At 63.5% G+C, this 1458-nt stretch carries 1 protein-coding gene; it reads right to left on the bottom strand.

Annotated features, from left to right (window positions below):
• Window positions 1-76: 76 nt before the first annotated feature.
• A complete protein-coding gene (locus F4V60_RS01925) occupies window positions 77-1336 on the bottom strand; it encodes an IS256 family transposase (RefSeq protein ID WP_075729082.1) in 1260 nt (419 codons plus the stop codon).
• Between the last annotated feature and the right edge of the window lie 122 nt (window positions 1337-1458).

A 1458-nucleotide genomic window follows, 5' to 3' on the forward strand; every position in this document is an offset into this window, starting at 1 on the left:
GGTCAAGTCCTTTTGAGTGGTGTATCCGCCAGCGGTTGACTCAGCGATGAACTGACCGCTGACGGAACAGGATTCCTTACGCCACCAGAGCCTCCTGACCGTCACCGACAACGACGCCGACGCCGTCAGCTGCCCGGGCCTTCGCCAGCATCTCCGCCGTCGAGGACAGCACCGCCAGAGGCATGTACCGACGCTGCTGCATCCAGTCCTCATGCTGCTCAGCCAGCACTGCCCCGACCAACCGGACCACCGAATCACGGTCAGGGAAGATCCCCACGACATTGGTCCGCCGGCGGATCTCCTTGTTCAACCGCTCCGTCGGATTGTTGGACCACACCTTCGTCCACGCCGGCTTCGGGAACGCGGTGAACGCCAGGATCTCATCGAGAGCCTCCTCCAGATGTGCCGCAGCCTTCGGCAGCGTGTCATCGAGCATGTCGACCACCGCCTTGGCCTGGGCCCATACCCGGTCAGGGGTTTCCTGGTCGAAGATCGACTGGAACATGGTGCGCACCCACTTCCACTCGGATTTCGGCACAACCTCCGACAGGTTCTTGGCGTAGTGGGTCCGGCAGCGTTGCCAGGAGGCATCTGGGAACACGTCACCAATGGCGTGCTGGATCCCGCAGTGCGCGTCACTGGTGATCAACCCGACGATGTCCAGGCCACGGGCCTTCAGATCGCGGAAGAATCCGGTCCACGACGCCGTGGACTCGGCGGTGGCGACCTGCATGCCGAGGATCTCCCGGAACCCTTCGGCGTTGATGCCACAGGCCAGCAGGACCGAGGTTTTCACCACCCGACCACCTTCACGGACCTTGATCGTCAGCGCGTCGGCTGACAGGTACAGGTACGGGCCGGCATCCAAAGGTCGGGTGCGGAAGTCGGCGACCATGGAGTCGAGGTCCTTGGCCATCGTCGACACCTGGGACTTGGACATGCCGGTGATGCCGAGGGATTTGACCAGGTCATCCATCCTGCGGGTGGACACGCCTTTCAGGTAGGCGGTGGCCACGGCACTGGTCAGGGCAGATTCGACGCGCGTGCGGTGTTCCAGCAGCCAGTCGGGGAAGTAGGAGCCCTGCCGCAGTTTCGGCACAGCGACGTCGACGGTGCCGACGCGGGTGTCGAGGTCGCGGTGCCGGTAGCCGTTACGTCGGTTGGTGCGGTTGTCACTGGTGGTGCCGTATTCGGCGCCGCAGACCTGGTCGGCTTGGGCGGACAGCAGGAGGTTGATGGTGTCCTGGAGCATCTGGCGCATCAGATCGGGTGAGGCTTGGGCCAGCAGGTCGTCGAGGTATCCGGTGGGGTCGATATGATTGGGCGCGGAGGCCATCGTTGGTGTCCTTTCGAGGATGTGTAGGAGCTGAGTCGAAAGGTACCGCGGTGGTCTCCTTGCTGGTCGGCAAGGGGGGGTTCACCAGGCGGTAGCTGTACACCACACTATTGGACGCAACC

Source organism: Corynebacterium flavescens (assembly GCF_008693105.1).
GTDB classification, from domain to species: domain Bacteria; phylum Actinomycetota; class Actinomycetes; order Mycobacteriales; family Mycobacteriaceae; genus Corynebacterium; species Corynebacterium flavescens.